At 66.5% G+C, this 25,406-nt stretch carries 29 protein-coding genes; 16 read left to right on the forward strand and 13 right to left on the reverse strand.

All coding sequences use genetic code 11. From position 1 onward, the window contains the following. Nucleotides 1-60: 60 nt before the first annotated feature. Together DEJ24_RS01150 and DEJ24_RS01155 are read right to left on the reverse strand one after the other, a co-directional pair. A complete protein-coding gene (locus tag DEJ24_RS01150) occupies nucleotides 61-543 on the reverse strand; it encodes a hypothetical protein (protein WP_111076923.1) in 483 nt (160 codons plus the stop codon). A 367-nt stretch (nucleotides 544-910) separates the two neighbouring features. After that, a complete protein-coding gene (locus DEJ24_RS01155) occupies nucleotides 911-1,849 on the reverse strand; it encodes an AraC family transcriptional regulator (protein WP_181432758.1) in 939 nt (312 codons plus the stop codon). 204 nt (nucleotides 1,850-2,053) lie between these two features. Between DEJ24_RS01155 and DEJ24_RS01160 the strand changes: the two genes are divergently transcribed. The 7 genes from DEJ24_RS01160 to DEJ24_RS16710 all read left to right on the forward strand — a co-directional run bounded on the left by DEJ24_RS01160 (nucleotide 2,054) and on the right by DEJ24_RS16710 (nucleotide 9,560). After that, nucleotides 2,054-3,928 (forward strand): adenylyl cyclase, encoded by a 1,875-nt coding sequence (locus DEJ24_RS01160; RefSeq protein ID WP_146242485.1) that lies wholly within the window; start codon nucleotides 2,054-2,056, stop codon nucleotides 3,926-3,928. Nucleotides 3,929-4,197: 269 nt separating this feature from the next. Next, entirely contained in the window at nucleotides 4,198-5,208 is a 1,011-nt protein-coding gene (locus DEJ24_RS01165; protein WP_111076926.1) for a 2-keto-3-deoxygluconate permease, read from the forward strand. Further along, nucleotides 5,205-6,389 (forward strand): four-carbon acid sugar kinase family protein, encoded by a 1,185-nt coding sequence (locus tag DEJ24_RS01170; protein ID WP_181432757.1) that lies wholly within the window; start codon nucleotides 5,205-5,207, stop codon nucleotides 6,387-6,389. The genes DEJ24_RS01165 and DEJ24_RS01170 overlap by 4 nt, the downstream gene beginning before the upstream one ends. Before the next feature lie 9 nt (nucleotides 6,390-6,398). After that, on the forward strand, nucleotides 6,399-7,394 hold the full coding sequence (gene pdxA / locus DEJ24_RS01175) for a 4-hydroxythreonine-4-phosphate dehydrogenase PdxA (RefSeq protein ID WP_111076928.1): 996 nt from the start codon (nucleotides 6,399-6,401) through the stop codon (nucleotides 7,392-7,394). Nucleotide 7,395: 1 nt separating this feature from the next. Beyond that, nucleotides 7,396-8,184, forward strand: a complete 789-nt coding sequence (locus tag DEJ24_RS01180) for a DeoR/GlpR family DNA-binding transcription regulator (protein WP_111076929.1) — start codon at nucleotides 7,396-7,398, stop codon at nucleotides 8,182-8,184. 47 nt (nucleotides 8,185-8,231) lie between these two features. Further along, the gene (locus DEJ24_RS01185) at nucleotides 8,232-9,236 is read left to right on the forward strand and encodes a hypothetical protein (protein ID WP_146242486.1); all 1,005 of its coding nucleotides are present in this window, start codon (nucleotides 8,232-8,234) and stop codon (nucleotides 9,234-9,236) included. A gap of 177 nt (nucleotides 9,237-9,413) precedes the next feature. Beyond that, nucleotides 9,414-9,560 carry a hypothetical protein gene (locus DEJ24_RS16710; protein ID WP_181436490.1) on the forward strand — a complete coding sequence of 49 codons (147 nt, stop codon included), beginning with the start codon at nucleotides 9,414-9,416 and terminating at the stop codon, nucleotides 9,558-9,560. A 956-nt stretch (nucleotides 9,561-10,516) separates the two neighbouring features. Here the strand turns inward: DEJ24_RS16710 and DEJ24_RS01195 are convergent. The 5 genes from DEJ24_RS01195 to DEJ24_RS01210 all read right to left on the reverse strand — a co-directional run bounded on the left by DEJ24_RS01195 (nucleotide 10,517) and on the right by DEJ24_RS01210 (nucleotide 12,988). Next, complete coding sequence (locus tag DEJ24_RS01195; RefSeq protein ID WP_146242487.1) at nucleotides 10,517-10,792, reverse strand: hypothetical protein; 276 nt, start codon at nucleotides 10,790-10,792, stop codon at nucleotides 10,517-10,519. Between the two features lie 173 nt (nucleotides 10,793-10,965). Then, entirely contained in the window at nucleotides 10,966-11,328 is a 363-nt protein-coding gene (locus DEJ24_RS01200) for a hypothetical protein (protein ID WP_111076933.1), read from the reverse strand. A 160-nt stretch (nucleotides 11,329-11,488) separates the two neighbouring features. Further along, entirely contained in the window at nucleotides 11,489-11,893 is a 405-nt protein-coding gene (locus DEJ24_RS01205) for a hypothetical protein (protein WP_111076934.1), read from the reverse strand. Nucleotides 11,894-11,997: 104 nt separating this feature from the next. Further along, nucleotides 11,998-12,543 carry a hypothetical protein gene (locus DEJ24_RS16500; RefSeq protein ID WP_146242488.1) on the reverse strand — a complete coding sequence of 182 codons (546 nt, stop codon included), beginning with the start codon at nucleotides 12,541-12,543 and terminating at the stop codon, nucleotides 11,998-12,000. Further along, nucleotides 12,536-12,988 carry a hypothetical protein gene (locus DEJ24_RS01210; RefSeq protein WP_146242489.1) on the reverse strand — a complete coding sequence of 151 codons (453 nt, stop codon included), beginning with the start codon at nucleotides 12,986-12,988 and terminating at the stop codon, nucleotides 12,536-12,538. The genes DEJ24_RS16500 and DEJ24_RS01210 overlap by 8 nt, the downstream gene beginning before the upstream one ends. 98 nt (nucleotides 12,989-13,086) lie before the next feature. Between DEJ24_RS01210 and DEJ24_RS01215 the strand changes: the two genes are divergently transcribed. The 6 genes from DEJ24_RS01215 to DEJ24_RS01245 all read left to right on the forward strand — a co-directional run bounded on the left by DEJ24_RS01215 (nucleotide 13,087) and on the right by DEJ24_RS01245 (nucleotide 17,219). Beyond that, nucleotides 13,087-13,728, forward strand: a complete 642-nt coding sequence (locus DEJ24_RS01215; protein ID WP_111076936.1) for a hypothetical protein — start codon at nucleotides 13,087-13,089, stop codon at nucleotides 13,726-13,728. 512 nt (nucleotides 13,729-14,240) lie between these two features. After that, complete coding sequence (locus tag DEJ24_RS01220; RefSeq protein WP_111076937.1) at nucleotides 14,241-14,684, forward strand: hypothetical protein; 444 nt, start codon at nucleotides 14,241-14,243, stop codon at nucleotides 14,682-14,684. Between the two features lie 89 nt (nucleotides 14,685-14,773). Beyond that, nucleotides 14,774-14,986, forward strand: a complete 213-nt coding sequence (locus DEJ24_RS01225; RefSeq protein WP_111076938.1) for a type II toxin-antitoxin system HicA family toxin — start codon at nucleotides 14,774-14,776, stop codon at nucleotides 14,984-14,986. Continuing rightward, nucleotides 14,986-15,624: a DUF2188 domain-containing protein gene (locus DEJ24_RS01235; protein WP_220034423.1), complete on the forward strand. Its 639-nt coding sequence runs from the start codon at nucleotides 14,986-14,988 to the stop codon at nucleotides 15,622-15,624. Before DEJ24_RS01225 ends, DEJ24_RS01235 begins: the two co-directional genes overlap by 1 nt. Nucleotides 15,625-15,666: 42 nt before the next feature. Then, nucleotides 15,667-16,029, forward strand: coding sequence for a hypothetical protein (locus DEJ24_RS01240; protein ID WP_111076939.1), 363 nt, complete (start codon nucleotides 15,667-15,669; stop codon nucleotides 16,027-16,029). A 494-nt stretch (nucleotides 16,030-16,523) separates the two neighbouring features. Then, nucleotides 16,524-17,219, forward strand: a complete 696-nt coding sequence (locus DEJ24_RS01245) for a toll/interleukin-1 receptor domain-containing protein (protein WP_111076940.1) — start codon at nucleotides 16,524-16,526, stop codon at nucleotides 17,217-17,219. On the opposite strand, the gene DEJ24_RS17350 is transcribed toward DEJ24_RS01245, so the two are convergent. Further along, nucleotides 17,137-17,694, reverse strand: coding sequence for a GAF domain-containing protein (locus DEJ24_RS17350; RefSeq protein ID WP_375334678.1), 558 nt, complete (start codon nucleotides 17,692-17,694; stop codon nucleotides 17,137-17,139). The two genes, DEJ24_RS01245 and DEJ24_RS17350, sit on opposite strands and share 83 nt — an antisense overlap. Nucleotides 17,695-17,797: 103 nt before the next feature. Continuing rightward, entirely contained in the window at nucleotides 17,798-18,442 is a 645-nt protein-coding gene (locus DEJ24_RS01255; protein ID WP_258374616.1) for a PDDEXK nuclease domain-containing protein, read from the reverse strand. Between the two features lie 345 nt (nucleotides 18,443-18,787). On the opposite strand from DEJ24_RS01255, the gene DEJ24_RS01260 reads away from it, so the two are divergent. Beyond that, a complete protein-coding gene (locus tag DEJ24_RS01260; protein WP_111076942.1) occupies nucleotides 18,788-19,132 on the forward strand; it encodes an Lsr2 family protein in 345 nt (114 codons plus the stop codon). Nucleotides 19,133-19,238: 106 nt separating this feature from the next. On the opposite strand, the gene DEJ24_RS01265 is transcribed toward DEJ24_RS01260, so the two are convergent. Then, complete coding sequence (locus tag DEJ24_RS01265) at nucleotides 19,239-21,677, reverse strand: hypothetical protein (protein ID WP_111076943.1); 2,439 nt, start codon at nucleotides 21,675-21,677, stop codon at nucleotides 19,239-19,241. 211 nt (nucleotides 21,678-21,888) lie between these two features. Between DEJ24_RS01265 and DEJ24_RS01270 the strand changes: the two genes are divergently transcribed. Continuing rightward, entirely contained in the window at nucleotides 21,889-22,512 is a 624-nt protein-coding gene (locus tag DEJ24_RS01270) for a recombinase family protein (protein ID WP_220034424.1), read from the forward strand. Between the two features lie 145 nt (nucleotides 22,513-22,657). On the opposite strand, the gene DEJ24_RS01275 is transcribed toward DEJ24_RS01270, so the two are convergent. After that, complete coding sequence (locus DEJ24_RS01275) at nucleotides 22,658-22,963, reverse strand: hypothetical protein (RefSeq protein ID WP_146242490.1); 306 nt, start codon at nucleotides 22,961-22,963, stop codon at nucleotides 22,658-22,660. A gap of 103 nt (nucleotides 22,964-23,066) precedes the next feature. Next, a complete protein-coding gene (locus DEJ24_RS01280) occupies nucleotides 23,067-23,282 on the reverse strand; it encodes a hypothetical protein (protein WP_146242491.1) in 216 nt (71 codons plus the stop codon). A 130-nt stretch (nucleotides 23,283-23,412) separates the two neighbouring features. On the opposite strand from DEJ24_RS01280, the gene DEJ24_RS01285 reads away from it, so the two are divergent. Next, nucleotides 23,413-24,276, forward strand: coding sequence for an NAD-dependent epimerase/dehydratase family protein (locus tag DEJ24_RS01285; RefSeq protein ID WP_111076946.1), 864 nt, complete (start codon nucleotides 23,413-23,415; stop codon nucleotides 24,274-24,276). A 123-nt stretch (nucleotides 24,277-24,399) separates the two neighbouring features. Here DEJ24_RS01285 and DEJ24_RS01290 read toward each other — a convergent pair whose 3' ends face one another. Further along, a complete protein-coding gene (locus DEJ24_RS01290) occupies nucleotides 24,400-25,374 on the reverse strand; it encodes a DNA-3-methyladenine glycosylase (RefSeq protein WP_258374618.1) in 975 nt (324 codons plus the stop codon). Nucleotides 25,375-25,406: the final 32 nt, after the last annotated feature.

A 25,406-nucleotide genomic window follows, 5' to 3' on the forward strand; every position in this document is an offset into this window, starting at 1 on the left:
GCGAGCGTAGCCCCTCGCCGTGTCGTCGTGGCAGCAGGGCGGTTCCGGCGCGGCGGTGTGTCAGTCCGCCTGGCCGCCGGACCCGCGGACGGTCAGCTGCCAGGCGCTGTCCGCCGTGCTGTCACCGCCACCGAACCCGACGCGGTCGACGTCGTGCCGCCACTTCGCCGGGACCCGGAGGCGCTGCGGCCGTCCGCCGCACTGCATCGGCTCCGCGCCGTACGTCACCGTGGAGCCGTGGGACTCGAGCTCGACCTCGGTTGACATCGTGCCGTCACCGAAGCACGAGAGCTCCAGCGCGTCGATCTCCACCGGCCCCGCGAACGTCGACGCGACGGAACCGTGCGCGTGCTCCTCGGTCTGCCCCGCGCTGATCTCGGCGCTGAGCACGACGAGCACGTCGTCGTCGCCCTGCACGGCAGCCTTGCTCGAGGCACTCCAGCGTCCGACCGCCGCGGGGTCGAACGGCTCCTGCGTGCAGCCGCCGAGCACCAGCACGGCGACGAGGGGTGCGATGGCGGCGATCGCGGTGGTCCAGCGCATGGTGCGTCCCCTCGTCTGCGGCGGCGGGAGACCCGTCCACGCCTGCGCGACGTCCCCCGTCGAGAACGGTAGCGGGCGGCACCGCGGCGCGGAAGTGGGGCGGGACGGGGTGACGGATCAGGAGCCACCCCGTCCCGCGGACGCCCGGCCAGGGACCGGGGCGTGACGCTGACGGTAGCACTCAGACGCCATCGGCACACTGCTCGGAATCAGTGTCGCCGCAGAACGAACGGCCTGCGTCGACGGCGTGCTCCTGGCACAATGGGGGTGCCCCGGGGCCGGATCAGGGTCCTGGGAAGAGAGGGCGGGGGCCTCACCAACCTCCGCCCTCTGCACCCTCCGGGCGGAGGCGGCGGTGGCAGCACGCTCAGCGCATCAGCGTCCGGCGCGGCGTCTCTCCGTAGGTCTGTCGGTAGAGCGCCGTGAACCGTCCGGCGTTGCTGAAACCCCAGTCGGCCGAGATGCTCGTGACGGTGTCGCCCCGCGTCGGGTCGCCGGCGATCAGGTCCGCCCGGGCACCGTCGACCCGCGCCAGCCGGACGTACTCCATCGGCGTCTGCCCGCGCTCCCGGCGGAAGGCCAGGGACAGCCCACGGGTCGACAGGCGCGCGGCAGCGGCGATGTCCTGCACCGTGATCGGCTCGCGGCGGTGTTCGTCGACCCAGGCGGTCGCACGGCGGACGGCGGCACTCTCCTCCGCACCGCCCCGGGGTTCGGTGACGAGTCCGAAGGCGGAGATGGCGCTCACGACCACGAACCGCGTCGCCTGCGCGCGCAGCAGCTCGTTGCCGTAGACCTCCGGGGTCTCGAGCACCTGCTGCCGGTACTCCTGCACGGTCCGCCGCCACAGCCAGTGCCGGGCAGCGTCGACCGGACGCACGGCACCTTCCGCCAGGCACACGTCCTCGTCGTCCCAGATCTCGCCGGCGACCCGGCGGAGCACCTGGGCGGAGAACGAGCAGGTCGATGCGTAGGCGTGGTCGATGACGAAATCGAGCTCCTGGTCCGGGGGCATCACGAACGCCTCCCCTTCGCCGATCACGTGCTCGGCTCCCCACGGGTTGAACGCGTAGGCACCGGAGTGCACCTGGACGAACATGACCTCGTCGGTGGAGTCGACGGCGACGCGCACCTCCGTGTCCCACTCGACGTCGGCGACGGTGACCGGGTCGCCGACGATCACGTGCTGCCGGTGCGACAGTGCCCGCGTGGTGGGCGCGATGCGGTACCCGAACCCCGTGCTGATCGCTGCGGTGAGTTCGTCGGCATTCGTCGTCTCCGCGTCGAGGAACGAAGGACTGCTCATGGGGAGGGGTCTACCACACGTCCCCGCCGGATGGCGGGCACGGATCATCCGCGCAACGAGTCCCGACGGATCCGTCCCCTGCGAACCGCCTGGCCGGCGCTACGCTGCCGCCACCCCAACCAGCGCGGCCGTCGTCGTCCGCCCGGTGACAGCGACGTCACCCGGCCCGACGCGGACCGCACGTCTGCAAGGAAGCAGGTCACGGTGATCCCCCTCTCCCCATCGCCCCTCGGACGGGCACGAACCCGCAGGCGCGTCATCGGCGCGACCGTCGCGGTGAGCGCGGCCGCACTCGGCGTCCTCGCCACGACCCAGACCGCGGTCGCGGCACCACCGGTCCCGCCCACGACCGACCTCGGCCAGAACGTGCTCGTCTTCTCTCCGGACATGCCGCAGGCCGACATCCAGGCGAAGGTCGACGCCGTCTACGAGCAGCAGGTCGACAACGAGATGGGCACGGCTCGGTACGCGCTGCTGTTCAAGCCGGGCACCTACGGTTCGGCGACGAACCCGCTCGACATCCGGGTCGGGTACTACACGGAGGTCGACGGCCTCGGCCAGGACCCGAGCGGCGTGACCATCAACGGCGGTGTCACGGCCACCGGACGCAACGGCAGCGGTTCCCTCGACACCTTCTGGCGGTCGGTGTCGAACCTGACGATCCACGTGGTCCCGACGGCCGACGCCTGCCACACCGGCAACGAGATGTGGGCCGTCTCGCAGGCTGCGCCGATGCGTCGTGTGGACGTGAAGGACTACACGTCCTTCATGCCGTACTGCGAGGACCCGAACTACGCCAGTGGCGGCTTCGTCGCCGACTCGAAGCTCGAGGGCGGCGCGCTGAACGGGTCGCAGCAGCAGTTCTACGTCCGCAACACCGACCTCGGTGCCGGATGGTCGAACGGCGTCTGGAACCAGGTGTTCTCCGGCGACCTGAACGCCCCGGCCCAGTCCTTCCCGGTGCCGCCGTACACGACGCTGACAGCGACGCCGGTCTCCCGCGAGAAGCCGTACCTCTACGTCGACGACCACGGGGCGTACCGCGTGTTCGTGCCGAGCGCCGCGACGAACTCCGTCGGACCGAGCTGGGCGGACGGGCACACGCCCGGCCGGTCGCTGCCCCTCAGTGACTTCTTCGTCGCGCACCCCACGGACTCGGTGACGACGATCAACGCCGCCCTCGCGAAGGGCAAGAACCTGCTCGTCACGCCGGGCGTCTACGACGTCGCGAAGAGCATCGCCGTGAAGCGCGCCGACATCGTCGTGCTGGGGCTCGGCCTGGCCACGCTCACCGCTCAGAACGGCGCCGTCCCGATGGTCGTCGGCGACGTGCCCGGTGTCGACATCGCCGGCCTGACCTTCGACGCCGGCACCGTCAACTCGCCGACGCTGCTGAAGATCGGCAGCGGCCACCACAAGGTCGACCGGAACCCGGCCACCGCCGGCAGCGCCGCCGATCCGACCGCCCTGCAGGACGTGTTCTTCCGCATCGGCGGTCCGCACGTCGGCAAGGCCACGACGAGCCTCGAGGTCAACAGCAGCCACACGATCCTCGACGACATCTGGGCCTGGCGCGCCGACCACGGCGTCGCCGGATCCGTCGGCTGGACCGTCAACACGGCCGACACCGGAGTCGTCGTGAACGGTGACGACGTCACCGCCACCGGCCTGTTCGTCGAGCACTACCAGAAGTACAACGTGATCTGGAACGGCGAGCGCGGGCGGACCGTGTTCTTCCAGAACGAGCTGCCCTACGACGCACCGGACCAGGCATCGTGGCGGCACCAAAAGGTCAACGGCTGGGCGGCGTACAAGGTCTCGGACAAGGTCAAGACGCACGAAGCCTGGGGTCTCGGCAGCTACATCTTCACCAACGTGAACCCGACGCTCCACGCGACGCAGTCGTTCGAGGTCCCGGACCGTCCGGGCGTGGTCATGCACGACATGACCACCGTCGCGCTCAACACGAATGCGGGGACCATCGACCACGTCGTCAACGGGCAGGGATCGGCGGCGACGGGCGCGGTGTCCGGGCAGCCGCAGACCGTGACGCGGTACTCGAACAAGGTGGTGCAGTAGCGGACGCGCGCTGACCCGACCGTGTGAGCCGAGCCTCCCGTCCGTCACGATGACGGGCGGGAGGCTCGGCTCGTCTCCGTCTCGCGGCAACCGCCCGTCCGGCCGTGCAGAACCCGGAGCCATCCCGCTGAGCAGGAGCTCGGCTGCGTCGCGCAGAACGAGCGACTCCGTCCTCGCTTTTTGCACACAATGCGCACGCATCTGCGCGTTGTGTGCAACTCTTGTCGTACCGGGCCGGAACGACCCGGAACGAAACGATGGAGTTGCGTATGTCCGTTCCGATCAAGGCCGCCATCGAGAAGGTCCCCGGCGGCATGATGCTCGTCCCGCTCCTCGTGGGTGCCGTCCTCGCGACGGTCGCCCCGGGAACCGCGGACTTCTTCGGCTCCTTCACGGGAGGCCTCCTCACCGGGAGCACGCCGATCCTGGCCGTCTTCTACGTCTGCATGGGCGCGAGCATCGACCTCCGCGCGACGCCCTACATCCTCAAGAAGGGCGGGGCGCTCTTCGGCTCGAAGGTGCTGCTCGCCGTCGTCATCGGCGTGGTCGCCGGGCAGTTCATGTCCGAGCTCCCCATCCAGGGCGGCTTCCTCGCCGGCCTGTCCGTCCTGGCCCTCGTCGCCGCGTTCAGCGACACGAACGGCGGCCTGTACATGGCGCTGATGGGCCAGTACGGCAAGCCCAAGGACGTCGCGGCGTACTCGATCATGACGATCGAGTCCGGCCCGTTCCTCACCATGCTCATCCTCGGCGTCGCCGGCCTCTCCGCGTTCCCGTGGCAGGCACTCGTCGGCGCGTTGATCCCCCTGGTGCTCGGCATGGTCCTCGGCTCGCTCGACCCGGCGATGCGCAAGTTCCTGTCGTCGGCGTCGCCGGTGCTCATCTTCTTCTTCGGCCTGGCGCTCGGCTTCGGCATCAGCCTGCAGACCGTCCTCAGCGCCGGCCTCGTCGGCGTCCTGCTCGGCCTGGTCGTGCTGTTCCTCAGCGGTGCTGTGCTGTTCCTCGCCGACCGCTTCACCGGCGGCACCGGCCTCGGCGGACTCGCCGCGTCGTCGACCGCCGGCAACGCGGCGGCGGTACCGATGCTCGTGGCCGCCGCGAACCCGGCGTACAAGGAGGCCGCGGGTCCCGCGACCGTCCTCGTCTCCGCCGCCATCGTGGTGACGTCGATCGGCACCCCGCTCATCGTCGCCTGGTACGCCCGTCGCCTCGCCGCGAAGAAGACCGGTGGGGACACGTCCGGCGTCGCGGCCGTCGCCGTCGATCGGGCCGCCTCGTGAGCGACGCCGCAGCCACCCTGACGATCGTCGCCGACGACCTGACCGGTGCCGCTGACGCCGCGGCCGGGTACGGCGCGATCCGCACCAGCGCGGTCGTCCTCGGCCCGGAGGTCCCCTGGCCTGCCGCTGACGTGCTCGCGGTCGACACCGAGAGCCGGTACCTGTCCGGCCAGGAGGCCGCCTCGCTCGTCGGCTCCGTCGTCCGCCGCTCGGTGGACCTCGGTCGGCCGGTCTTCAAGAAGATCGACTCCCTGCTCCGCGGCAACGTCGGCGCCGAGGTCGCGGCAGCACTCGATGCCGTCTCCGGACCGGAGCGCGCCCTGGCGGTCGTCGCACCGGCCTTCCCCGGCACCGGCCGCACCACCGTCGGAGGCGTCGTCCACGTCGGTGGCGCGCCCAACATCGACGGCGACCACGCCGGTGACGTGGCCGCATCGCTCACCGCAGCGGGCCTCCAGGCCGGGAGGCTCAGCCCCGCTCCGACGGACAGCCCTGCGGACATCGCGGCCCAGCTGGACCGCCTGCACGCCGACGGCGTCGACGCGGTCGTCCTCGACGCGGTCACCGACGCCGACCTCGAGACGATCGCCCGGGCCTCCCGGCTGGTCACCGGCCCCGTCCTCGTGACCGGCTCCGGCGGACTCGCCGCGCACATGCTGTCGCTCGCAGACAGTGGGGCGACACCGACGGCACCGCTGGCGCCGGTCGACCGCGTCCTCGTCGTCGTCGGGAGCTACTCCGGACCCGCTCGATCGCAGATCGACGAACTCGTCCGGCGCGGTGCCGAGCACGTCGAGTTGCGGCACCGCGACGACGGTGAGCAGGCGGCGACGGACCAGATCGCCCGTTCCGTCTCGGACGTCGTCCTCACCCCCGACCTGGGCGTGCCGGTCGACAAGGACAACGCCCTCGACGTCGCCGCGGCCCTCGCGGCGACCGTCACCCGGAGCGCCGACCGCTTCGGGGCCCTCGTCCTGACCGGCGGGGAGACCGCCCGAGCCGTCCTGGACGCGCTCGGCATCGACACCGTCCGCGTGCACGGCACCGTCGAACCCGGCGTCGTCCTCAGCAGCCACCCCGACCACCGGCCGGTCCTCGTGACGAAGGCGGGGGCGTTCGGCGACGCCGGCACCCTCGCCCGCACCGTCCGGGCCCTCCGACAGCAGAACACAGAGCAGTAAGGAAGAACAATGAAGCCGATCATCGCGATCACGATGGGTGACGCCGCCGGCGTCGGACCCGAGATCATCGCCAAGGCGATGGCTGACCAGGCGACCCGGTCGCTGGCGACGATGTTCGTCATCGGCGACCTGCGCCGCCTGCAGCTCGCCATGGACGTCGTCTCGAGCACGCTGACCCTCAACCGCATCAGCGACCCGTCCGAGGTGACCGAGGACCCGACCACCATCGACGTCCTCGACATCCCGTGCATCCCCGAGGACCTGGCCTGGGGTGAGCTCTCGGCCGAGGCCGGACACGGCGCCTTCCTGTTCATCGAGAAGGCCGTCGAGCTCGCCATGGCCGGCAAGATCGACGCCATCTGCACCGGTCCGCTCAACAAGGCGGCCCTGCACATGGGCGGGCACCAGTACCCCGGCCACACCGAGATGCTCGCCGAACTCGCGGGGATCGACGAGGTCTCGATGATGCTCACCGCGCCGAACATGCGCGTCATCCACGTCACCACGCACCTGGGCCTCGTCGACGCCGTCGCCGCGATCGACGGCGACCGGGTCTACCGGACCATCACGCGCGGCAACGACCTGCTCGTCCGCTCCGGCAACGAGCGTCCGCGCATCGCCGTCGCGGCCATCAACCCGCACGGTGGCGAGAACGGCCTGTTCGGCAACGACGAGGAGGCCCAGAAGATCCAGCCCGGTGTCGACCGCGCCCGCGCCGAGGGCCTCGACGTCATCGGTCCGCTGCCCGCCGACACCCTCTTCATGCTCGCCAGCCGTGGCGACTACGACCTGGTCGTCGCCCAGTACCATGACCAGGGCCACATCCCGGTGAAGGTGCTCGGGCTGAAGAACGGTGTGAACGTCACCGTCGGCCTGCCGTTCGTCCGGACCTCGGTCGACCACGGAACGGCGTTCGACATCGCCGGGAAGGACATCGTGGACCACGAACCGCTGCTCGAAGCGCTCCGTCAGGCCGCCGACCTCTCCCCGGAGCGCGAAGGCTGACGTGAACGCCCGCGACCGTCGGCGCGAGATCAGCCGCCTGCTGCAGGAGAAGCCCGTCACCGTCGACGAGCTCGCAGCGGTGTTCTCGGTCTCCGCGTCGACGATCCGGCGGGACCTCGACACGATGACGCGGGACGGCGCCATCGTCCGGACCTACGGCGGCGCCCAGACCATCGGCGGCCCGGAGCGGAGCCTGCGGGAGCGCGAGGCGATCGCGATCGAGCAGAAGGCCGCCATCGGACGGCTCGCGAGCACGTTCGTCCCAGCCGGAGCAGTCGCGGTGCTGGACGCCGGGACAACCGTCGGAGCCCTCGCGCGGAACCTCGTGTACCGCGAGGGCATCACCGTCGTGACCACCGGGCTGACGACCACCAACGCGCTCGAGCACAGCACGGGCGTCGAGCTCATCGTCGTCGGCGGACGGCTGCGGCACATCAGCTCGGGGTTCGTTGGCCCCTTCGCGGAGCGGATCATGGCGGACGTCTCCGCCGACGTGGCGTTCCTCAGTGCCGACGGAGTCTCCGCGGAGTTCGGGCTCTGCGAGGAGACGCCGGAGCAGGCATCACTCAAACGCGTGATGGTCGAGCGGGCGCGGGAGCTGTACGTGCTGGCGGACTCGACGAAGCTCGGTGTCGCGTCGTCCCACTGGTGGACGCGGATCGAACGGCCGTGGTCGCTCGTCACCGACGACGGGGCGACGGAGGAGCAGTTGGCACCGTTCCGGGCGTCGGAGTTCGTGACGGTGTGCGTTGCGGCAACCGAGACCCGGGCGCCGACGGGTACTTCCTGACGGAACTCGGGCAAGAAGGCCATCGGGAGAGGGGGACGATCGCCGACATGAGATCCATCGACTTCGCAGACCTGGAACCCCAGGACGCCGATGAGTGGCTGCGGTTCACGATCGCATCCCACGAGGCGCGGTTGACCGAGTTGGCCGATTGGATGAGCCAGGACTTCGGCCCCGTGGCGCGGGCAGACGCCAGTTGGTCGAGCCTGCAGACGGTCTGGAGCTGGGCTGTCGACTTCACCGAACGTCTTGGCTCCGCGCAGTACGACGATCAGATCCGGCCGCCGAGCCGCGCCACGGCATTCGGTCTTCCATTGCCCGCAAGACCGATCGCGGCCGTGGCCGAGGACCTCGTGCACTACGTCTTCGAGGTGCTCCGCCGCGAAGACGGCTCCACCCGCTGGGCCCTGTACCCATCCTCCCCAGGCGGCCGAGTCGTCGACGTTCACCACCAGGAAACCGGGATCCAGATCGGCGATCACTGGATCCCACTGGAAGGCAACCTCCCGGGCATGCTCCGGCAAGCGCTCGAGGGTCGAGCCACCGCATCCGCACCCACCGGCCTCCAGCATCTCCTGACGTCTCTACTCCCCGACCTGGCAACCCGACAGTGGTCCGCCGGCTCCGAGTCCGTCCTCCAGCCTCGTGTCGGCAGAACGCGCATCGAACCCGTCGTCCCGAACCTCGAGGACCGGGAAGCTCCGCGCCGACCAGAGCTCGAGCGAGACAACGACTTCACCCTCCTCGCCCCGGGCGCGAGTGACTTCGACCTGATGGCCGGCCCCGGCCTCCCGGCGCAGGACGTCCTGACGCTCCTCCAGCCCTACGGACTCGAGATCGGAATCGACCTCACGGAGATGGACGGCCACTTCCAGGGCGGCAGCCTCGGCTGGCTGTTCTCCCGCGGACTGGCACTCGAAGCCTGGGCACGGAACGGGCGCATCCACGCTCTCCGGAACCTGCCGCTGCAGGTCACAAGAGCCGAGATCCGCGAATACCGGCGTGCGGTCGACGCATTCGCGACCGTCCACGGAGGATCGACGATCGACGACTGACCGCGCGCCGACCGTGACGGCGTTGTCTGCGATCTCGTCGCAGGGCGGGCGGGTGACGCCGTCGTCGGTGATCTCCCATGAGAAGTTTGAGTAGCCCCGGGGCTTGCGGATCTGAGTGACCATCGGAGAGACACGAACCTCAAAGCTAGACGGCCGGTCGGTGCGATCGTGATGGGCGTGATATTCGTCCTGATCGGCGTCCTCGAAATGATTTCGATAGGCGATGATGCGAAGTTGTTCATCGCCGCGATGTTCATCATTCCCGGAGCGCTGTTCATCATCCAAGGAATCGCCACTCGAATGAGTGGCGACAAGGGCGCGTGAGGTCGGCGTGGACAAAGCCGCGTACCGGTCTGCGGCCTGCAACAATGGCGAAGCAGATCGACACGACACCCCGATAGGTACAACGGTCGGTCACCGCCGGGCGGCCGACCGCTGTCGTGTGATTGCTTCAGGCGCCATGCCGAGGATCGACCGCAACCGGCGAAAAGCGACCTCGATGCGGGGCGCGGGCCCTTGTGGCATCGAGGTAGCACCTCTAGGCCTGACATAAGGATGAGTATCGGCTCCAGACCCTGTCACCGTCGGTTACTGCGAAACGCGAGCGGGGGGAGGGGAGGCAGGGTTCCGATAGGGGATCGGCCAGTGAGGCACCGCTCAGCGGCGGCGACTCCTGATGATGGCGCTGACGACGATCACAGCAGCCAGTACGGCGACGATCGCCGTCGGGATTGGTTCAAATCCCACCCCAGTGAACGCAGCAACCACGGTGTCCTCTCGTCGAGCGCGTAAGTGAGCGCTCGGCTCGAGGGTACCGGAATGCCTTTGGCCCTTCTCGTTAGCCAATCGGTCACCGTACGCCTAGTGCGTCGCCTCCTTCGAGGCTGTGCGGATCGACGCCAAGAGAGCCCTCTCAAATTGAGACGGCACTGCGTCGGGAGCAGCGAGCCCTCCGCGCCGAGCGGCCAAAATCACAACCTCCGCCCGACCGTCTTCCGCGCGGCGAAACCCGAGGGTGATGACCTCGGCACGGGGGATCAGGACGCCCGAGCGTTGAGTGATGACCGCAGTGCTGCCATCAATGTCGGTAATCGAGGACCGTGGTATCCCTGCCACTGCGGACCGGATGAGGGCGGGCACGTGCTCCAGTGCCGCATCGACAAGCACAGTGCCACGAGGTTTATCTGCCACGTGCGCCAGCCAAGCACGGCGTCCCGGGAGCCGATCGGCTGTCGAGACAGCTCGGTGGCCCGGGCAGACGTGCAGTTCTAGCGAAGTCGTCATGCTTCGAGGCGAGCCAGGATCCTGCGTACTTCCCGGCCGACCGATTGCGTCACTCGCTTCGGGTCCCCGTAGCCGCCGTGGACCGAGAGGTCGAGCCGGTCCGACTGTGCCCTGACGTCATCCGTCACCGCACGGTCTGTTCGCGCCAAGAGCGGGATCAGAGTCTCGATCGTCGACAGCAGGTCTGCTGCGACCACCGGCGCGGTCTCTGCGCGGAGCGCCAGTGCCCAGAGGAAGGCGGCGCTGTCGAGCTCGAAGTGCTGAGTGGTCACAGCGAAGGATCGCAGGAACGAAGACACCGATACAACCGACCAAGTCGGTCAAGAGGACTGTTCCGACATCCTTGGCCTCAGCCAGGTTCTGCTGTCTCAATAGCCGATCGTCAAACGGGGCAACGCTGCGTCTCGGAACGAACGACGGCGGCTCGTGCCGGAGCTGCCAGCCATCAGACCCGCAGGAGCTCGAGGATGCCAAGTACGGCGAGAACGACGCCGGCGATGCACCCAACGAGCCCGACCAGCGTCACCGACTGCGCGTACGCGCGAAGGTTCCCCTCCGCGCCGAACCGGTCGATGGCTGATGCTGCTAGCAGTGTCGCTGCCAGCGCCACGGGGACCGTGGCGATCCACGTGAGGCCGAGACTCCATCCGGCTGCTGTGACGTCGGCGGGACGAGCGTGGAGGAGGCCCCGGCCACGCTCAGCGCTGACGTCGTACGCAGCATCAATCGGGGCGGTGTGGACGTAGACAAGGACGCACGCGAGCATCTGTGCGGCCAGGAGGACAAGCGCGAGGGTCGGCAGGACCACGCCAACGTCACGCCCTTGCGCAGGACCGGTGTCTCCGTTCGCTCCACGGGCAGAGCCTAGGCGCCGGGATGAGCGCAGTCGTCCGATCACCGATCGTCTACGGGACGCTGACTCCGGCTTAACTCTGACGCCTTGACGGAAAAGTAAGTATCAGGGGCCTCTATGGCGTGTAGCCGCCGTCATTGGGGGTGAGGAGGACCCCACCGTTGAACTGCAGTGCCAAAGCAAGGCCGATACCAGACGTGACGAGAACCGCAACGGCTGCAATTGCCCAGCTCGCGCCTCGCTCGTCTCGTTCGCGCGGCGCAATCGATCGCAGAATGACGAGTCCGAGCAGGTGTGCGAGCACAAGCGGTACTACGCCGAACGTCACGAAGAGACCGTCGGTCGAGGTGTCGCCCGGCGGCGCTTTGGCTGACTCCGTCACCTGCTCCGTTGAAGCCAGAGTGAGCCAGATCCAGGCCGCGCACATGATCGGCGCACCCAGCACAGTGAGCGGCCAGAACGCGACCACTCTGGCCTTGCGTTGCCGGCCGCTGAGCCGTGTCCCCACCGCGTCGTCCATCCCCTGATGCTAGGTCTCCGACCGGGTGTGGGTTCGGGCCAGGAGCGGTCAGACGGGAGCGGTGTGTCGTAAGCCGATCGGCTATCGGACGTGGAGCGAAGCCGTCAGAGTTGCCCATAAGCAGTCCAGACGTAGATGAGGATTCTGTCGTCTGCCGTTCCGGCGAAGAGGTTCGTTCCGTCGGACTCCAAGCCGGTGATACTGGTTGCTCCTTTTTCGCGGAGTGCTGCACGCGCCTTGTCATCGGGAGCTGCGGGCGTGGCGTTGTCGAGCGTGGGGACTCGGCTTCCTTGGGGGAGCCGAAGAACCGCGGAAACGCTTTGCACCCCGAAGCCGCCTTGACCTCCGGGGTCAGCGTCCGAACGGACTACATGCGTTCCCGCGGGGAACCGCACATCCGTGTACTGCTCGATCGTCGCAAGGGGTGAGACGTCGCAGGCGTCTTCGCTGACTCGGCAGATGCCGCGGTCCGGTGCAGCCGTCACCCAGGAGAGCACCGCGAACACGGATCCGACGATGAGCGCTGCCACAACGGCGAGCACGCCCGCGAGCTGCACCAACAGACGAATGCTTGTCGCGGCTGCTTGTTCTTCGCGCATCGTTTCAGGGCTGAATCTCGAAGCGAGCGGGAACCAATCGCCGTCAGTCATGGTAGTTGACGTAGACGAGTAGCATCCTTTGTCCGTCTCGGCGCCCGGTGAGCACGATCACGCCATCGCCGTTCGTATCGATACGGATGCGTGTGACGCCTGCAGCTCTGAGTTGCTGCTCGTACGGCGAGGCGTCGGCCTGCCCGTCCCAGTCCAAGCCGAGACCGTACCCGACCACCTGCACGGCGCCTTGCGGCGGGAGTTGCAGGACGGCGCTCACGAACGCCGGCCGGAAGCCGACGAAGCCCGGGATCCTCGCCATCGACTGCTCTGTCCGCGTCCCGGGTGGGAACTGCAGGCCGCTGTACCGCTCGATGGTGCTCATCGGCACGTTCCGGCACGTATCTGACAACACGAAACAGGTCCCAAGTTCCCCGCGCGGGTTGAGCACTCGATACCCGCCGAAGGCCACCGCAACCAGCAGCAGTGCCACGAGCGCGGCCACGACACCCCGCCGGAGGGGGGACCTCGGGAACGAAGCATCGCGCATGGTCCCACCATGCGCGATGCTCGCTTGTCTCCGCGTCCTACGGAAGTCGGAACATGTTCGGCTTCGGAAGGAACGCCCACCTGCGGAGGGTGACCAACCGCCGTACGCGGCGGCCGTCGTGGGGTGAGAAGCCGCAGACTGTCTTGACGCCGCGGTCGTACCGGCCCGTGTGGCAGGGTGACGGGAGCAGCAGGGAGGCGTACATGCGCAAGCGGATGTGGACGATCGGAGTCACGGCGCTTGCGACAACGATGGTGCTTCTCGGCTTCTACGGCGTGAAGCACGTCGTTGCACGGGAAACAATGTTCGGCATCTGCAACTCGGTCACCGACCAATGCCACGACGTACCAGTAGAGACGCTCGAGTTAGTTGCTGGGCTGCGGTGGGACGGCGCCTCAGCGAAAGTCCTGGAGTCCTCCGCATCTACGTCTCATGGGTTGCTGGGCAGCCCCGAGATCGTCAGCGGGGTTCTCGAACTGCACAACGTCGGCGACGGCGCCAGCCTCGGCAACGGGGCGTCTTACCCGGCACCCCAGCCCGGGCAGAAGCTCAGCACAGATGAGGGAGAACGCGTTCTCCGGCGTCTCGGCGCGACCGACGTGAAGACGCTGCGGCAACGGGACCAGCTAGTGGTGTTGCGTGGCGAGACGAAAACCACGTCTCTCGTCTACGTGTACAGCTTGCTCTCGCGGTAGCTCGTCGGAGCAAGAAACCTCACAAGCCTTCGTCGTGGAGCATGACGAACGCTGCCTGGGCTTCGAGGTTCGTCGGGGCTGAGGACGACCGGTAAGTACGCGGACCCGAGCCGCGGGTTGGGTGGATCACGCTGACCGAGAACGGCTGACCGACCTCGCGTGCGAGAACTTGTGGGATCGTTCATCCTCACGCTCATAGCCGTGCCGGACGTCTCCACGTACGGGGTCAAGGTAAGAGAGTGCAGAGCTCGCCTTCACGCAATCTGACATAACATACATTATCGGCTCATCCGCGCCAAGAGAGTAGTACGCGTCACGCGGCGTCGAGCCATGAGCCCCGATCCACTCAATCTTCATCCAAACGCCCACCGTGAGCTCTGGGATGTCCAGCCCTTCGCGTCGCTTGCGGCTCCGATCCAGGTGCCCATTCGACGTCTCGCATCGCCGCACTCAGGCCCGAGGTTGAGGGGCGGACCCCCGACCTCGCGGAGTAGGCCGAGCACCGCGGGCTCATGGAGACCGAGGCCGAGAGCGTCGCCTACGTCGTCGCCGACCTCGTTGGTTTCGACACCAGCGCGTACAGCGTCGGCGACGTCGCCGGCTGGGCCGAGGCCGACGTCGAGTTGATCCGCGGCACCGCCGCCCGAGTGCTCGCCACCGCCCACCAGATCGCCGCGGTACTCGACCCCGAGGACGACGACACTGTGGGCACCGACGAGGCGACGCCGCAGCGGCTGACGACTGTTAGTTGTGCACCGGCGCTGTTTCCGATGACGGGACGGCCGGTTCTGGTTGCGTTCGCAAACGCCATGCTTTGGTGCCAGAGCCGGTCCCTCAAAACCCTGCCAACAGGGGTGCCCTCGGCCAGGCCGGACGCTGACATGTCCACCTCCGCGCCGCGACCATCAGTCCCCCTCGGGCCATGTCGCAGCAAAGCGGAGGCGGCGCAGCCCTGAAGTCGAGTCCGCATATTCCCGGCTCGACTCGACGTCTAAAAAGGCAAGGGGGACTTGCCTTGCGGGGCAAGCGAGGCTAGACTAGGCTTATGAAGCCGCAGAAGTCACGGGACGTGATTAAGCACCTGGGGAGTATCGGGTGGGTGCTCCTATCCGACGCCCCAGGAAGCCATCAGATTTGGGGCACGCCCGACGAGTCGGTGAAGTTCTCGTTCCCGTTCGGTCACAAGGAAGTGTCCGCCGGTGTCCTTCAGAAGTTCAGCAAGAAGCCGGGCGCGAACGTCCCGAAGGGATGGAAGTGATGAGCAACAAGAACAAGAACGTAGTCCCCAACCCGAACGGCGGCTGGGACGTACGAGCCGGCGGAAGCCGGGTGGTGCACGTTGACACTCAGGCTGAGGCGATCGACCGAGCTCGGCGGGTCGTCCGCAACGCCGGTGGCGGTGGTGGTGGAGAGTTCGTTGTCAGTAAGAACGGCACGGGGCGATCCGTCGTCACTAAAAACGGCATCGGACAATCCCTTGTTAGCAAGAACGGTGGTGCACCGGCCGTCGAAAACAAGCGCACGTATGACGTCACTGTTGAGCGCGAGGGGCGCTGGTGGGTGTTCGAGATCCCAGAGCTCGACACTGCGGGCCAGGCCCGCAATCTCGCCGAGGTCTCTGACGAAGCGCGCGGCATCATCAGCGCCTGGGAGCACGTTGATATCGACTCCATAGATGTGTCCGTGACGGTCACGAGTGCCGAGGATGCCCAGGCGGAATGGCAGAAGGCAGAAGCCGAGCTGGCGGCTGCACAAGCCCGTGTGGGTGAGCGGAAGCGGTCCATCGTGGTCACGCTCCGCAGCAAGGGCCTTACCGCTGACGACACCGGCAGAGTGCTCGGAATCAGCAAGCAGCGCGTGTTTCAAATTGAGAAGGACAAGAGCGACGCGAGCTGATGAATCGCGCGCCGTGTCGGCGGTAGATGCGAAGATGCCCGTATGGCTTCCATCGAGTTGAACAAGTCCGTCGAGCAGCAGTTCCAGGACCTCCCGAGTCTGCGAGCTGGTCTCATCGAGGCGCAGAGCGTCGTGATCACCAACCAGCCTGAAATCCACCACACCGCTGCGATCACCAAGGGTGAGCGCACCGGCAAGGACGAGGAGGTTGGAAAGGCCTGGGACGCGCTGCACCAGGACCCCGAGAGCGGCCGCGTCTTTTCCTGGAAGGGCGGAGGGGGGTTCGAGGTATCCCTCGCGTTCGGGGAGGCGTTGAGAGTTGTCGGGCACGTGAAGGGTATCGACGAAAAGGTCGTGAACTTTGTGCACGATCGTGTGACTAAGGCACTTGCCAAGGCCGCATAGTTGGCGCGCAGTAACGGCGAAGAGTATCCCTGCCGAGGCGCGGTCTTTCAGCGGTATGGCTTGATGTAGACCCCAGCAAGGTCGAGGTCGAGGTGCCCGACGCGCGCGTCGGATGTTGGAGGACGGTGCGGCGGCGGAAGTTGAGGCTCGCGCGGCAGTATTGCGGAACCCGGCCGTCGGCGAACTCCGTGGGCAGGGCAACACCCTTGATGCTGCGGCTGTGGCGTTCGAAATTTTTGCAGCCGACGCAGCAATTGGCGAAGCAGTCGTAATCACTGTCTGTTTGAGCCGTATCGACAGTGTCTGTGCGGCGGGATTTGGTGGAGGGGTCTGTGGCTAGTTTGAGTGAGGTCAAGCGTCACCAGGACGAAATCAGTCGTCTTCGGAGTCTTGCGTCAAAGAAGTTGTCCGAGAGCAGCGCGGCGCGTACCAAGGCAGGCAAGGCGCGAGTAGCGGCTAGCAAATCCAAGAGCGCAGCAACGATCCGGACCAAGGTGGCCGAAGCCGACCGTGAGGACAAGAGGGCCACTGCAGCGGACGCCGGTAGGGCGGCGCTAGAGAAGAAGATCAGCGCGGCGGAGGCCAAGTTGTTCACCGCTCAGCGCAAGTACACTGCGGCGACGGAGCGTGAACAGACGCAGGCTCTTCGGGGTCTGACATCGATCGTCGACGAGCGCCAGGTGCAGTTTCAGGTTGTCCCGGCCGAGATAGCGGCTTCCGTCCCGAGAGGAAGCAGCGACATGGCCCGTGATGTGTTCATCTCTCATGCCTCCGAAGACAAGGAGGAGTTTGTTCGGCCCTTGCAGGCGCTTCTCACCGAGCGGGGGGTCACAACGTGGCTTGATGAACTCGACATCGGATGGGGTAGTTCTATCCGTCAGTCCATCGACGAGGGCATTGCCGGTGCCCGTTTCGGGCTCGTGGTCATCTCTCCATCGTTCATTAAGAAGGATTGGACCAAGGCAGAGCTTGACGCTCTTTTCAGCCGGCACCTTGGAACCGAGGGGGGCGGATTCATGCTTCCCGTCTGGCATAAGGTAACTAGGGACGAAGTGCAGAGGGCACTCCCCACGATCGCTGGGCTCAAAGCTCTCAGCACGGCCGTGTTCACGGTGCCAGATATCGCAGATGCCATCGCCAAGCTCGTCCTCGCCGGCGGCGAAGACTCCGATGAGAGCGACGGAGACTGAGCGTCCAGTCGTAGAAGTCGCCGCTGGCATCACTGAACGGGATCATTTCGGCGCGCAGGTCGTAGCCAGGGAGCTGAATCGGATCAGGAGTGAGGGCGCTGTCGTCGGTTTCCGAGACGGAGTCCCTGCGGTCGTCGGTGAGGATCCGGCCTGCCCATGTGGCGAGGTCTTGCAGCAGGATGACGTCGCTGTCCGCCAGGACCCGCGGGGCGGTGTCCATCCCGCAGACCGATCCAACTCGGATGCCTCGCACCTTGACGGGGGCACCAGCGTAGAAGCGAATCCCAAGCGTCCGCACCACCGGCAGTGCCGCAAACCCATCATCAGTGCGAGCGTCATGCACCAGAGTGGGCTCGTCGTGGAGCACAGTCTCGGCGCAGAAACTCTCGCTCGCGGGTACCTTCCGCCGACTGGTCGATGTCTGTGGAGTGAGGGTGTGAACGGTGTCGTCGTCGACAAGGTTCAAGAACGCCATCGGCGCATCGAAGACGTCCCGTGTCAGCCGAGCAACGCGGTCGAACCGTTCGGCTGGATCTCCCCGATGACGTCGAGCTCGTGCACAAGAGCTGCCCGAGCCGTCACACCATCCACAGCCGCCACTGTAAGCGCGTCATTGCGCACTTGAGTCCAGACCCTGCGCCGTGACCCCGCAAGCACACTGCTATCACGTTGCAAGCAAGAGCGTGCACCCTCGCGCGCCACTTGCCGACGGCGTGTGTTTGCCAGACGTGGAAGAAGAGCAGGTCGACGAAGAAGTCGTCTCCGTCGACGTCGAAGTGCACCTGCCGGCCCACGAACGCGAACCCCTCCGCCAGTTCGCGCAGCGTGTCGATGATCCGATCGACGAGGGCCTGCTCAAGCTGCCGTTCCTTCGCATCGCCCTCGAGCGTGAGGAAGTCCAGGACGTACGGATCCTTTGTGAGCTGCTGCGCCAGGTCCGACTCCCCCGCCGGCAACGTCGCAGCGAAGTTCGACGGTGCCGCCTCAAGCCGCGCATGTGCGTCAGTACGGATGTGGTACTCGAGGACGTTCCGAGACCACCCGTGATGCACGGCCTGCGCGGCGTACCACTCGCGTATCTCCTGGTCGTCGAGCCGGTCGAGGAGCACGGTGGTGTGCCCCCAGGGAAGTTGTCCAACAAGCTGTTGGACAACTTCCTCGTCCGGCCACGCTGCGGCGACACGACGCATGTAGACGAGGTTTGCCCGCGAGAAGCCCTTCATCTCCGGGAACTCCGAGCGGAGATCTTCAGCGAGCCGGCCGATGACGTTGGTGCCCCACCCCTCCTACTCCTGCCGCTGCAAGATGGTCGACCCGATCCCCCAGTACAGACGCACCAGTTCGGTGTTGACGCGTCGCTGCGCAGTGAAAACGCGCTTCCCTCACTTGCTGCTTGAGTTCAGCCGAAGCCACGGCGTAACCGGACGGCACTGGTGCTCTTTGAGTCATCGGTAGCCATTCTGCACCAGCACTTTGCGTCACCGACAATCGGCACGCATCGACCGGATCTGCTCTGGATATGTCACAGTACAGGTGTACCTCCCCCACTACGAAAGGCAGCAGTACCCATGGCGCAGAAAGTCACCACGCAACTCGTCGACGACCTGACCGGCGAAAACATCGAAGACGGCAAGGGTCGCACCGTGTCCTTCGGGTTCGACGGCGCCAACTACGAGATCGACCTCACCGACGACAACGCGGACCAGCTCCGCGAAGCGTTCTCCGACTACATTGCCGCCGCCCGCAAGACCAGCAACCGCTCCGGCCGTGCCTCCTCTGGCACCGCGCCGAAGCGCGGCAACTCTGAAGAGCTCGGCAAGATCCGTGAATGGGCCGCAGCGAACGGGCACGAGGTGTCCTCCCGCGGCCGGATCAGCCAGGCCATCCGCGACGCGTACGACGCCGCGCACTGACGCCACTCCCCCACACGCGGCAACGGCCGGCTACCCCAAGGGGTGGCCGGCCGTTGCTGATCGCGCCGATAGCGGTCTCTTATGTCAGCTTCCAGGCCGGACACTTCTACTCGGCGGTTCGGCCAGTCTGCATCCCGACATTTGTCACGTGCGGGCCGGACTCCTCACTGGGAGCACCCGCGACTGGGCCACTTTGGCGTCGGGCAGGATAGTCGGCCCACATCCTCGAAAACTCGCTCTCAAACCGCGGCGTGAAGCGGAGCACCTCATTCGGCTCTGCAAACACTGCTGCCCGGACGATGTACTGGGACGTCTGCAGATCGGGAAGGCCCATCCAGTCAAACTTCGATGGACGCGCGAACAAGTGTTCGACGCTGCGAGGGCCCGAGAAGCGATGCTTGCTTCGACCCCAAGCGTCCGACTCAAAACCTGCCGGGAAGCAGAGGAGGCGAGCCAGTCCAAGGTTCTCGAGTTCTTTCACCGCGTCGCGTATAGCATCCAGAGCACGCACCATACGCTCGATTTCTGGCGATGTGCGTCGGTAATGCGAGTAGTCATTACGCACCTGATGAACCTCCACCGGGTGCAGCAGCCCTGCCGAGATGCTCTTTAAACCCTTGACCAGCCGATCTTGCGCCGCTTCCGTCAGGTTGAGATAGGGGACGCAAGACTTGAAGACAAACTCCTTGATCGCCGTCTTTCCGTCGAAATCAGGAATATCGTTTGACGGTCGATTGAGGCTCGACTGCTGCGCCTTGACCGTGTCGAGTTTCTTGGCGAGCACCTCAAATCCACGGATGAGGGCATAGAGCTCCAGACGATCGGAGCCAAAGTCGAACTCTTCCGCAATATTACCCGACTCTTGATGAGCGGCTTGAAGCAGTCCGAGCGCAACTGCTCGATCATCAGCGTCGTTATAGCTGAACGGGAATCGTTGACTCGTGTGGTCTACGAGTAGCACCCACGTAGAGAATGCGAGGGCATCCGCCAAAAGGCCTTCCAGCTCGTTGAAAAATGCGCTTGCCACACCCCTAAACGTTTCAGACTCGCCAATCCCAGATATTCGACTCGCTTGCGTCAGTGCAGAGATGCGCTGATGAAGGTCCCAGAATCGTCCGTGAGAATCCTGCTCAATACGCACATCGAAGCCAAGTTTCCACAGCACAGTCTCGACGAGAAGCTCGTCCGATAGATGTGCTCCGTCTTCAATCCCGACATATTCACAAGCCGCTATCATGTTCGTTTTACGCGCGAGAATCATGCGCGTAAGAGCTGATCGCGGATCAGTCGAGCGGAAGAAGTTCTCCAATCGCTCGTCGAGATCCTCCGAATCGAAGCCCCGTAACTGCCAGTCCAGCTCCTCCGTGTCAGTCTCGTTGTCTCGTAGGTAGAGGCGGTCGAGCAGTTCGCGTTCGCGCAAAGAGGCAAAGCCGGGATCATCACTGACGAAGCGGACGCCAAGGTGCCCGAGTTCGGGCGTAAGTTGGAAGGCGCCCGAACGGTTTCGTATGTTCGTAACCGGCCGACGGACCTCTCCGCGCGGCACCTCGATGGTGCCCGCGTGCACAAGGCGGTCCAGACCCCTGGAGATCCACTCCTCGTTCGCCAGCAGCACGAGTTGCTGCATCTTGTCGCGACCGAGTCCCTCGACCATCTTCTCTGCCGGCCCGGTGAGGAGCAAATCTGCAACTGCAGCGCGGAATTCACCCTTTGTTCCGTCGAGTAAAAACATGAGCAGGTGACGCAGCTCGCCGTCGCTTACCGCGTCTCCCAGCAGTCCAACTAGCGTCGCCGCGTGATGGTCAGCATAAAAAGCGCCCGCAAAATTATCGACTTCAAGCGCTAGACCCCACCAGTCGGCCGCTTTGCCGATCGATTCATCAAGTATCCGCCGCAACTTCTTTCGTTCATCGTTGATCGGCGCGTCATACCCCGTTGAAAGGCGGACCTGATGCACAGATTTGCAGGTCGGTTGTGAACAATGGTACGCCGGCACGACTCTGCTAAATCGGACATGTCGTTCCGCTCGGCTCTGCAAGAGGCCATAAGGTCCGAGGACGTATTTCCCGTATTGATAAACGCCGTCAGGAACGGCCTCAATGAGCTGCAGGGTCTCATCCGTTGTTAGCACGTCCTTTTCATCTTCAAAAAGGCGCCCATAGGCGTCGTATAATTTACGCCCGTAACTGAAGGGGAACCTGATCCGGCGGCTCCGCAGCTGCCCCTCGATGAGATTCGACAGTTTGTCAAGGTCAGTCTCTTCGACATCCAGGAATAGTTCATCATGCCCGACAGTCAATGCACACATAAGGTGCGCCTCCTTGATCGGGACGTGCTCCTTGCGAATGAGCCGATCCTTCATGCGCGTTCCGGCCTCGGTGAGCACCAAGGCACTACTCATCCCGTCGGGTATGGAATAGTCGTTCGGGATGATGCAATCCGCTAGAATTTGCAATAGGTCCGTCAGATCAACGAATTTCCGGCGCCACGCAGGATCCCCATACTGTTCCGCAAGTTCCTTGGCCGTCGCCGCCATGCTGGTCATGCCCTACCGCTCATAGGGACAGATCACCGCCTTGTGGTCTTGATGTCAAGACCCAAAGGGAGCGTCGCTCTGCCAGACGAACCTCCATGCCGAGCGATCGCGCTGCGGTTCTGGGGTATACCCCACCGCTACAGCGCTGGCAGGTGCTGATTTGCGTGGTTCTAGGGTGCGGGTTTGCCCTTCTGCTACAGGTGTGTGCGAAGGTCTAGGAGTGGCGCAACATAAGACGCAGATCGTCGCGTACGTTCGGGTGAGCTCGATCGATCAGAACCTCGACCGGCAGCTCGAGGCCGTGGGCGAGGTCGATCGGGTGTTCAAGGAGAAGATCTCGGGTGGCGCTCGAACTGACCGGACCGCACTGGCCGACTGCATCGGCTACGTCCGTGACGGCGACACCGTTCGGGTCGCGTCGATGGACCGGCTTGCTCGCTCCCTCGGCGACCTTCGCGAGATCGTCGACGAGATCACTGCCAAGGGGGCATCGGTCGAGTTCGTCAAGGAGCAGCAGACGTACAGCCGCGACACCGACGACGCGATCGGTCGGTTCATGCTCAACCTCCTCGGCGCGTTCGCCGAGTTCGAACGCACCCTCATCCGCGAACGGCAACGCGAAGGCATCCGCATCGCTAAAGCCGCCGGTAAGTACAAAGGCCGCTCCCGGAAGCTCACCGACGATCAGATCACCGAAGCGCGCCGACTCATCAGTACTGGCGTCCCCAAGACCACGGTTGCCCGAGGACTTGGCATCGACCGAACCACCCTTTACCGGATGCTTGCCTCGTCCCTCTCCTCCAGACCCACCGACGCCTCGGGCCCGGCAGAAGCGGAGGCGTAGCGGGTCAACCGCACGACCAGACGAACGTCCTTCATGCACGAGCTGACGGCCAACGATCACGAGTCAACCGAACCCGCAGCAGTCCCATCGGATGATGGCAGACGCGCCAGGCAGCAGGGGAAATATGAGGCCTACCGTGGCCCCCTCACCGACCGGCACAGCGTCCGGTGCTCGAGCCGGTGCGCGTGTCCGCGAGCCGGCCGGTCTGCGGGGTGAACCCGCCACCGGGGTTGCTGGGGGTGAAGTAACCCTGCACGCTGACGACGAGATCGAGCGTCGCACCACCCTGGGTGTTGTCGATCGTGAGCTTGCCGTCCGAGCCGAGCGCGACCTGCGCCGACACCGACGTCTTCGACGCCTCCGGCGAGTACGACAACCGGCCGGAGCTCGGATCCCCCGACGACGGATACACACGGATCGCACCACTGTGGCCGCCCTGGCTGCGGATCACGACACCGGCCTGCGCTGCCGCAGGCGTCTGCGGGACACCGCCCTTGCCGGGTTCGTGACGGTGTGCGTGGCTGCGACCGGGCAGCCCGGGTCCGACCACTGACCTAGGAGCGGTCCGGTCCGATCGTCCACGCTGCCCACGCGTCGAGCTGCGCCTGCGCGTTGCCGAGCGAGTTGTGCGATCCGCGGATCGTGCCGTCGGTCGAGTGCAACTCGTACCCCTGGCCCTGGTCGATCGTGCCGACGACGATCCCGTCGCGGCGGGCGGTCCAGTGCGCCCCGGAGTCGTGTCGCCATGTGATGGCCTGCATACGGTTCACGAACGCCGACTTCCTGTGTTGCGCCGCTCACCGAGACCGACGACCGACCCCGACGGTAGGCCGCCGACATGTGTGCACCGACATGTGCTGCTCACCGGTCTTCCGCGACTCCTCGTGGGACGCTCGGGGGATGAGCACCTCCCAGACCGTCGTCATCGCCGGCTGCGGCGACCTCGGCACCGAAGCCGCCCTCCGCTTCGCCGACCTCGGGTACCGCGTCGTCGGACTCCGGCGTCGGGCCGAACTCCTGCCCGCACCGATCGAGGGTCGGAGCACGGACCTGCGGCAGGACGTCCCCGAGATCGACGCCGACACCGCGATCGTCGTCGTGGCCCTGGCTGCCGGCAGCCGTGACCCGGACCAGTACCGCGCGACCTACGTCGACGGCCTCCGGAACGTCTTGGACGGCATCGACCGGTCGGGAGCGAGGCCGCGGATCGTCGTCGTGTCCTCCACCGCGGTCTACGACGTGTCGGACGGGAGCGAGGTCACCGAGGAGACGCCGGCGACCGGCGGGACGCCCACGGCGGAGGTCCTCGTGGGGGCCGAAGCCCTCTTCCGTGAGCGAGCTCCGGGTGCGGTGCTCCTCCGGCTCTCCGGCATCTACGGGCCCGGGCGCGAGCGGTTGATCGAGCAGGTGCGGTCCGGCAGTGCCCGACTCGCTCCGACGGACTCGGCGTCGCCGCACACGAACCGCATCCATCGTGACGACGCCGCCGCCGCGATCGTGCACATCGCGACGCTGGAGGACCCGGCACCGACCTACCTGGGCACGGACAACGAGCCCGTCCGGCTCGACGACGTGCTGCGGTTCCTCGCCGTCGAACTGCGCGTGCCGGCACCGGAGTCCGGCCCTGCGTCGGACCGACAAGCGGGCGGCGACAAGCGGCTGTCGAACGCGCTCCTCCGGTCGACCGGCTTCGCGTTCCGCTACCCGACCTTCCGCGAGGGCTACCGCGCGGTGCTGGCCGGCGAGGGTGCACGGCACACCTGACAGAGCGAGAGCCGGGCAACAAGAGCAGTGCCCCGGCGACATGGTCGAAAACCAGCGGTCCACGCGGGGCTCACGTTGCCGACCGTAGTGCGGCCCTGAACGTGCCGCAACCGTGACCGGTGCTCAGTGCCCCCGGTGGTCCTGGATCGTCATCCGCGGCCCGAACGCCGGCTTCCGGAAGCCCGAGCCCGCGATCAACCGCACGACCCGCTCCCGGTGCCCCCGCCACGGTTCGAGCAACTCGAGCATCCCGTCGTCGTCGACCGGGCCGCCCGTGAGCGCCCACCCGACGAGTGCGGGCACGTGGTAGTCCCCGACGCTCGGGGAGTCCGGGTCGCCGTGGGCTCGCTGCGCCGTCTCGGCAGCGGTCCACGGTCCGACGCCAGGGATCGACTGCAGCCGACTCGCGACGAGCTCCCCACCGCGGCCGAGCGTCAGCGTCCGTTCGAGTGCGGGCGCGACCTTCACGACCCGCATCACCGTCGCCGAGCGCCCGGGTTCGATGCCGGCCTTGTGCCACTCCCAACTCGGGATCCGCGCCCAGGTGTCGGCATCCGGCGGGACGACCATGCCCTCGGGAGCCGGGCCGGGCGCGGGCGTGCCGAAGCGTCGGACGAGGTACCGCCACGCGCGCCAGGCCTGCCGGGAGGTCACCTTCTGCTCCATGATCGCGGGCACGAGCATCGCGACGACGGTGTTCGTCCGGAGCAGGCGTAACCCTGGCTGGCGGTGTCGTGCCTGCTCCAGGAAGGCATGCGCGGACACGTCGAGTTCCGACCAGTCGTCGCCACGGCCGACGAGGTCCGGTCCGTGCACGACGGCCCAGGCCGCACCGGCGCCCCACGCACTGATCGCGACGGTGTCGCCGACCGGACGGACCAGGACGGACGCCGGCCCCTCCGGGGTCCGGAGCGCGAGCCACACGTCCGAGCCGACCACGCGGTGCGCCGGGTCGCCGGAGCCGCGCGACAGGGGCCGCAGCGTCGCGACCACGTCCACCGGGCCTCCCGGCCGGTACACGGTGTCCACCCGGTCTGCTCCGTCGTCCGCACCGGGACGGGCCACCGGCGAGGCGGCGACGGGACGGACGGAGGGCATGCAGGGATGGTAAGCGGAACCGCCGTCAGACA

The organism is Curtobacterium sp. MCPF17_001, assembly GCF_003234615.1.
Classification (GTDB): Bacteria; Actinomycetota; Actinomycetes; order Actinomycetales; family Microbacteriaceae; genus Curtobacterium.

Excerpts from the sequence above, each read along its gene's own strand:
- DEJ24_RS01240 (WP_111076939.1), top strand. The coding sequence starts at position 15,667 with ATGGCTTCCATCGAGTTGAACAAGTCCGTCGAGCAGCAGTTCCAGGAC.
- DEJ24_RS01215 (WP_111076936.1), top strand. The coding sequence starts at position 13,087 with ATGTTCGGCTTCGGAAGGAACGCCCACCTGCGGAGGGTGACCAACCGC.
- DEJ24_RS01290 (WP_258374618.1), bottom strand. The coding sequence starts at position 25,374 with ATGCCCTCCGTCCGTCCCGTCGCCGCCTCGCCGGTGGCCCGTCCCGGT.
- DEJ24_RS01165 (WP_111076926.1), top strand. The coding sequence starts at position 4,198 with ATGTCCGTTCCGATCAAGGCCGCCATCGAGAAGGTCCCCGGCGGCATG.
- DEJ24_RS01225 (WP_111076938.1), top strand. The coding sequence starts at position 14,774 with ATGAAGCCGCAGAAGTCACGGGACGTGATTAAGCACCTGGGGAGTATC.
- DEJ24_RS01185 (WP_146242486.1), top strand. The coding sequence starts at position 8,232 with ATGAGATCCATCGACTTCGCAGACCTGGAACCCCAGGACGCCGATGAG.
- DEJ24_RS01220 (WP_111076937.1), top strand. The coding sequence starts at position 14,241 with ATGGAGACCGAGGCCGAGAGCGTCGCCTACGTCGTCGCCGACCTCGTT.
- DEJ24_RS01260 (WP_111076942.1), top strand. The coding sequence starts at position 18,788 with ATGGCGCAGAAAGTCACCACGCAACTCGTCGACGACCTGACCGGCGAA.
- DEJ24_RS01265 (WP_111076943.1), bottom strand. The coding sequence starts at position 21,677 with ATGACCAGCATGGCGGCGACGGCCAAGGAACTTGCGGAACAGTATGGG.
- DEJ24_RS01235 (WP_220034423.1), top strand. The coding sequence starts at position 14,986 with ATGAGCAACAAGAACAAGAACGTAGTCCCCAACCCGAACGGCGGCTGG.
- DEJ24_RS01155 (WP_181432758.1), bottom strand. The coding sequence starts at position 1,849 with ATGAGCAGTCCTTCGTTCCTCGACGCGGAGACGACGAATGCCGACGAA.
- DEJ24_RS01255 (WP_258374616.1), bottom strand. The coding sequence starts at position 18,442 with ATGAAGGGCTTCTCGCGGGCAAACCTCGTCTACATGCGTCGTGTCGCC.
- DEJ24_RS01285 (WP_111076946.1), top strand. The coding sequence starts at position 23,413 with ATGAGCACCTCCCAGACCGTCGTCATCGCCGGCTGCGGCGACCTCGGC.
- DEJ24_RS17350 (WP_375334678.1), bottom strand. The coding sequence starts at position 17,694 with ATGGCGTTCTTGAACCTTGTCGACGACGACACCGTTCACACCCTCACT.
- DEJ24_RS16500 (WP_146242488.1), bottom strand. The coding sequence starts at position 12,543 with ATGACTGACGGCGATTGGTTCCCGCTCGCTTCGAGATTCAGCCCTGAA.
- pdxA (WP_111076928.1), top strand. The coding sequence starts at position 6,399 with ATGAAGCCGATCATCGCGATCACGATGGGTGACGCCGCCGGCGTCGGA.
- DEJ24_RS01205 (WP_111076934.1), bottom strand. The coding sequence starts at position 11,893 with ATGGACGACGCGGTGGGGACACGGCTCAGCGGCCGGCAACGCAAGGCC.
- DEJ24_RS01150 (WP_111076923.1), bottom strand. The coding sequence starts at position 543 with ATGCGCTGGACCACCGCGATCGCCGCCATCGCACCCCTCGTCGCCGTG.